The following is a 7007-nucleotide window of genomic DNA, read 5'->3' as shown; positions in this document are numbered from 1 at the left end:
TGGCTACGGTGAGCAGGCCGGATCGGCCCTGAGGCCGGTGCCCCAGGGGTAGGTGGGCGCTACCAGGGCGGCATATGACTTCGCTACCACGGGAAAAGTTTCCGCAAAGCGTTTGACTATTTGGAGTTATGCAAATTAACCTACCGTCGGGTAAGGTAAGGCCGTCGCGACCCGGAGAGTGGACGCCTCCGGGAGTGACCCACATAGCAAACCTATGGTCCCAGCAATGACGCAGGCTGGAACAGGGCTTCTGTTTGGCGCGCGTATTACATTCTTGGGTTTTTGATCCGAGATGTACGGAGCCCCTGTTAATCTCCTGCATCACAAGCGCCCGTCTAGTTGTTGTCCGGGGCTCTAGATTTTGAGGGGTGGTGTCCCGATGGCAGTAAGCGATGCCTCGATTGCCGCGGTACTGCGGGAGTGGGCCCTGCAGCAACCCGATGCGCCGGCCTACACGTACATCGACTACGAGATCGACCCCGCCGGCTACTCCCAGACATTCACCTGGTCCGAGCTCTATGGCCGCGTACAGGCGTTGGCCGCTGAGGTGGCGTCCTGCGGAGCGCCGGGAGACCGTGCGGCCATCCTCGCGCCGCAGGGCCTGGACTACGTGGTTGCGTTCTACGCCGCCCTGGAGGCCGGGTTCGTGGCGGTGCCGCTACCCGTACCGCAGTTCGGTGCCCACGACGAGCGGGCCTCAGCGGCCTTGCAGGACTGCGCTCCCACGGTGTTGCTGACTACTACCGCCGTCGTCGACGATGTCGTCGGGTGCGCGCGTTCACTGCCCGGCAAGGCACCCGCGCTGATCGAGGTCGACAGCCTCGACCTCGACGCGGAGCCCAACTTCCAGGCCCCGCCCGCGCCACGGACCAAGAACGCGGTGCTGCAATACACCTCCGGCTCGACCCGCTCGCCGGCGGCGGTGGTCGTCAGCCACAAGAACATCCTGGCCAACGTCCAGCAGGTGCGTGACGACTACTTCGAGGCCGAGGGCGCGATTCCGCCGTCGGACACCACGCTGGTGTCGTGGCTGCCCGTGTATCACGACATGGGCCTGCTGCTGGGCGTCACCGGCGCGCTCACCATGGGTCTGCACTCGGTGCTGATGAGCCCGATGGCGTTTCTGCAGCGTCCGGCCCGGTGGATTCAGCAGTTGGCCGGGAACACCCGCGTCTTCACCGCGGTACCGAACTTCGCCTTCGAGCTGGCCGCTCGTCGGACCACCGACGAGGACATGGCCGGGCTCGACCTGTCCGGCGTGCACACCATCCTGTCCGGCAGCGAACGTGTCCACGCGGCGACGATCCGGCGTTTTGTCGACCGGTTCGCCGAGTACGGCTTCCCAGCCAGCTCGCTGAAGCCGTCCTACGGCCTGGCCGAGGCGATGGTGTACGTGAACTCCTCCGGCCCGGGGCGCCCCCCGACGGTGGCGACGTTCGACTACGAGAAGTTGTCCGCAGGCCACGCCGAGGCGTGCGACAACGCGACCGGGGTCGAGCTGGTCAGCGTCGGTGTCCCGCGCGCGTCGACGATTCGCATCGTCGACCCGGAAACCCGCGTCGAGAACCCGGCCGGGATGGTCGGCGAGATCTGGCTGCATGGCGATAACATCGCCGCCGGCTACTGGCGCAAGCCGCAACAGACGCAGAAGACGTTCGGAGGTCAGCTCGTCGACCCGTCGAGCGGCACCCCGCTGGGCCCGTGGCTGCGCACCGGCGACCTGGGCACCATCTACGACGGTGAGCTGTTCATCATCGGCCGTATCAAGGACCTGCTGATCGTCGACGGGCGTAATCACTACCCCGACGACATCGAGGCGACCACTCAGGAGATCAGCGGCGGCCGTGTCGCGGCGATTTCCGTCGAGGATGGTCGCACCGAGCGGCTGATCGTGATCGCGGAAATGAAGGACCGGGGCAACTCCGAGGAGATGCAGGAACGGCTTCGTTCCGTGAGAGCGCAAGTGACGTCTGCGATTTCGAAGTCGCATGGTCTACGGGTGGCCGACCTCGTGTTGGTTCCGGCCGGCTCCATTCCGATCACCACCAGCGGGAAGATCCGCCGTTCATCGTGTGTTGAGGTCTACCAGCAGGACGACTTCAGCCGTTTGGATTCCACGGCGTGACGTCTGTCGGCAATGCCGACAGACGCGCAGTGGGGTTCAGACGGCTTTACACCGCAGCGGGAGTAAAGCCAGTGTCATCAAACGAATTTTCGATACCCGCTGTGCAGGGGGGGTACGTTCGGCAACAGCCGAGTGGCGGTAACATCAGTCACTTCGGCTGGGATGAACGTTGTGGGCGCGACGAAGCGAACCGACTGGATACGCCCGGATGACATCGGTGGGCGAGGCCGCGTATCTCGCACACGATGTTCCATTTGAAAAACTTTCCGACGGACCGGGGGGAGCGCGATGACTGCTGCACCGTCGGACCGTCGGGCCATCATCACCGAGGCGTTGCGCAAGATCGACGACCTGACCGCGCGGCTGGAGATCGCCGAGAAGGGCGACACCGAGCCGATCGCCGTAGTCGGAATGGGTTGCCGGCTCCCGGGCGGCGCGAACACTCCCGACCAGTTCTGGCGGCTGCTGCAGGACGGTGGCAGTGGCATCGTCGGCGTCCCGAAGGGACGCTGGGACGCCGACGCCTTCTACTCCGACGACCACTCGGTGCCGGGCACGATCGTCAGCAAAGAGGGCGGTTTCCTCACATCCTGGCGACCTGATGAGTTCGACGCCGAGTTCTTCGGCATCTCCCCGCGGGAGGCCGCAGCGATGGACCCGCAGCAGCGGCTGTTGCTCGAAGTCACTTGGGAGGCACTGGAAAACGCGGGCATCACCGCGCCGATGATCCGCGGCACCCAGACTTCGGTGTTCGTCGGTATGACCACCTACGACTACACCCTGACCCTGGCCGGCCGGCTGCCACCGGAAGAGGTCGACCCGCACGTTCCGTTCGGGAACGCCGCAAACTTTGCTGCAGGACGGCTGTCCTATTTTCTTGGTGCACACGGTCCGGCGGTCGTGCTCGACACCGCCTGCTCGTCGTCGCTGGTCACAGTCCATTTGGCCTGCCAGAGCCTGCGCCGGCGGGAAAGCGATCAGGCGCTGGTGGCCGGGGTCAACCTGATGCTGAGCCCGGAAAACAGCGTTGCTACCTCACGCTGGGGCATGTTGGCTCCGGATGGCCGATGCAAGACTTTCGACGCCAGCGCCGACGGCTATGTCCGCAGCGAGGGCTGCGGCGTCGTGGTGCTCAAGCGGCTCAGCGATGCAGTGCACGACGGGGATTCGTTATTGGCGGTGGTCCGCGGCACGGCGGTCAACCAGGACGGACCCAGCAGCGGGCAGACCGTGCCCAGTGGGCCGGCGCAGCAGGCCGTGGTTCGATCGGCATTGGCGGCGGCGCGTCTGGAGCCGTCGGACATCGATTACATCGAGGCGCACGGCACCGGCACCGCACTCGGCGATCCGATCGAATTGGGTGCGCTGCATCAGGTCTTCGGTGAGCGTCACGGCGCGGCGCCGCTGGTGCTGGGGTCGGTCAAGACCAATCTGGGTCACCTGGAGTCGGCCGCCGGCATCGCCGGTTTCATCAAAACCGTTCTCACCGTGCAGCACGGTTACATTCCGCGGCATCTGCACTTCACCGAGCTGACGCCGAACGCCGTCGAAGGGGCGTCGAAGTTCACCATCGCTGCCGACGGCATGGACTGGCCGGCCGTAGGGCGCGCGCGTCGGGCCGGGGTGTCGTCCTTCGGGGTCAGCGGCACCAACGCCCACGTCGTCATCGAGCAAGCTCCTGCCCCCGAACCTGTTGCACCGCAACCGGAACCGCTGATCACCACCTTGGTGGTATCGGGCAAGTCAACGGCGCGGATCGCGTCGACAGCGCAGACCCTGGCCGACTGGATGATCGGCGACGGCGCCGCGGTGTCGTTGACCGATGTCGCCCATACGCTCAACCACCACCGCACCCACCACAAGACCTTCGCCACGGTGTCCGCGCGCGATCGCGCCCACGCCGTCGCCGGGCTGCAGGCATTGGCCGCCGGCCAGTCGGCGATCGGCCTGGTCGGCCCACACGAAGGGTTGTGCAGACCGGGCAAGGTCTTTGTGTATTCAGGCCAGGGATCACAGTGGCCCGGGATGGGCCGGCAGTTGCTGGCCGACGAGCCGGCGTTTGCCGCCGCGGTCGACGAGCTGGAGCCGTTATTCCTCGAGCACATGAGGTACTCCCTGCAGCAAGTGCTGGCCGAGGGCCAGCGGGTGACCGGCGACGCCCGCGTCCAGCCGGTGCTGATGGGCCTGCAGTTGGCGTTGACCGCGTTGTGGCGTTCATACGGTGTGGAACCCGATGCGGTGATTGGACATTCGATGGGAGAAGTGACCGCGGCCGTGGTGGCCGGGGCGCTGACCCCCAGTGAGGGGCTGCGGGTCATCGGGACCCGTTCGCGGTTGATGTCGACCCTGGCCGGCCAGGGTGCGGTGGGTCTGCTGGAGATGGACGCCGATACGGCCGAAAAGCTGCTCGTCGACTACCCCGAGGTGAGTCTGGCCGGCTTCCTGTCGCCGCGGCAAACCGTGATCGCCGGCGCGGTGGCACAGGTCGACGCGGCGATCAATGCCGTGAGTGCACAGGAGCTTTTCGCGCGGCGGGTGAACATGGAAGTCGCCTCGCATACCGCTCTGATGGATCCCATCCTGACCGAATTACGTTCGGCGCTGGCCGAGCTGACGCCCAAGCCGCCCACGATTCCATTCATCTCCACCGTTTCCGATGCGGGCGAGACGCCGGTTCTGGGCGCCGACTACTGGGTTACCAATGTGCGCCAGCCAGTTCGGCTGCACCAGGCCATCAGCATTGCCGCCGAGCAACACGCCACGTTCATCGAAATCAGTCCGCACCCAACCCTGACGCACGCTGTCACCGAAACCCTGGAGTCGGTGCACCATCACAGCATTGGGACGTTGTCGCGCAAAGGCGACGACACGGTGAGCTTCCACACCAACCTCAACAGCACGCACGTGATGCGTCCGCCCACGCTGCCGCATCCGCCCGAGCCGCATCCGGTCCTGCCGAGCGCGCCATGGCACCACACCCAACACTGGATCAGCGCCGAGGAATTCGTGAAGACGGCCGAGTCTGCGCCGCAGCCCGGCACGCTGCTGGGTCGGCACATTCCGGTCGCCGCGACACCGCCGACGCATCTGTGGCAGGCGCGCCTGACACCCACGACCAAGCCGTATCCCGGTTCGCACCACAACAACGGTGTCGAGATCATCCCGATATCAGTTCTGCTGCAGACACTTTCAGCCGCCGCGGCCGAATGTGGCGGATCGGCACTGTCCGACATCCGCTTCGAGTACCCGATCGTCGTCGACGAACCACGCGTCATTCAGGTGGTCGCCGACGGGACATCCGTGACCGTGTCGTCGAGCACCAGTGGTTCCGCGCAGCACTGGGTCCGGCACGTCACCGCTCGCATTGCCCGCGGGTCGGACGACCGCCCGGCGGCCCCTGCGGTACCCGGTCCGCACGTCGCCGAGGGCGAGTTCGCCGATAGCTCGGTGACCTCGTTGTGGCAGACCTGGGGTAGCGAAGGTCGTCCATTCGGATGGTCGATCGGCTCCTGCCGGTCGACGGCCGGCGAGTTGCGCGCCGACGTCGAGCTGACCCAGGCCTCGTCCGTTGCGTTGCTGGACGCCGCTATTCACATCGGCCGACTCCTGGACAGCGAGAATCCGCGGCTGATGGTGCCGTCCGCGGTCGCGGGCGTCCGGTTTGACGCCGAGCTCGCCGACCCGCGTGGCCGCGTAGAGGTTCGTCGGCGTGGCGGCAACGATGAAGAGCTCATCGTCGACATCGCGGTGCTCGCACCTGATGGCGGCGCGAGTGTCGAGGTGCGGGGACTTCGCTACGCGGCAGTGGATTCGAGCGCGGCCGCCGACCGCAACGACGATCCGGCGGCGATGGTGCACGGGCTCGACTGGCAGCCATTCTCGCCCGTCGAGGGCTGCGACGACCATCTCGCGGCTGGCCCTAGCACCGTTGCGGTGTTGGGCGAGAACGACATTGCCGGTGCACTTCGCGACGGCCTGGCTCGCGCCGGCTACACGTCGGCCGCTGCTGCCGATGCCCGCTATGTGCTCTACGTCGCCGAATCCCGTTCCGGTGAAGCCGATGTCGACGGCGCGGTGCGCATGTCGATGGAGCTGGTCGACGTGGTCGGAGAGCTGGCCGAACGCGATGAAAGCCACCCGGTCACGGTGTGGATCGTCACTCGCGGTGTTCGCGAGGGCAGTTCGGACGCCGCGGTCGCCCAAAGCCCGATGTGGGGAACCGCCGGGGTCATCCGGGCCGAGCAGCCGCAATTGTGGGGCGGTCTGATCGACCTGCCGGACGGCGCGGACATCGCCGATCTGGTGCCGGCGCTGGCCACGGTTGTGCGGAAGCCCGCGAAGTCGATTCTGGCGCTGCGCGACGGCGAGTTCCTGGCACCGGCCCTCGCGCCGATGTCCGGCGAGCCGGTGCACGAGCCGCTGCGATGCCGGCCGGATGCGGCGTACCTGATCACCGGTGGTCTGGGTGCGCTCGGTCTGCTGACGGCCGGCTGGCTCGCCGACCACGGCGCCCGCCGGGTGATCCTGGCCGGTCGCACCGCGTTGCCTCCCCGGCGCGACTGGGACAGCGACGCCAACGACGCCGACACCCAACAGAAGATCAATGCCATCCGGGCGTTGGAGATGCGCGGCGTCGTGGTCGAAGCCGTCGCACTCGACATCGGATCGCACGACGCGATGCAGGCGCTGCTGGCCAAACGCGACGCCGAGGGGGCCGTGCCGATCCGCGGCGTCATCCACGGCGCCGGTATCACCGACGCCCACCTGTTCACCGAGCTCGAAGAAGACCGCCTGCGGCGCACGCTGTGGCCCAAGATCGCGGGCGCACAGGTGCTGCACCAGACCTTCCCGCCCGGCAGCCTCGACTTCCTGTTCCTGACCG

General features: G+C 66.7%; 2 protein-coding genes. Both read left to right on the top strand.

Translation table 11 applies throughout. The features are described 5' to 3' along the window. Nucleotides 1-379 precede the first annotated feature (379 nt). A complete protein-coding gene (locus WAN02_RS29235) occupies nt 380-2125 on the top strand; it encodes an AMP-binding protein (protein WP_422268879.1) in 1746 nt (581 codons plus the stop codon). Between the two features lie 288 nt (nt 2126-2413). After that, nucleotides 2414-7007: type I polyketide synthase (locus tag WAN02_RS29230; RefSeq protein ID WP_422268878.1), on the top strand; the 4594-nt coding region annotated here is incomplete at its 3' end.

The sequence above is a fragment of the Mycobacterium sp. genome (assembly GCF_049281135.1).
In the GTDB taxonomy this organism is placed as follows: Bacteria; Actinomycetota; Actinomycetes; order Mycobacteriales; family Mycobacteriaceae; genus Mycobacterium.
This window is presented reverse-complemented; position numbering and strand designations above follow the sequence as displayed.

Coding starts and splice junctions, on each gene's coding strand:
- WAN02_RS29235 (WP_422268879.1), top strand. CDS start 380: ATGGCAGTAAGCGATGCCTCGATTGCCGCGGTACTGCGGGAGTGGGCC.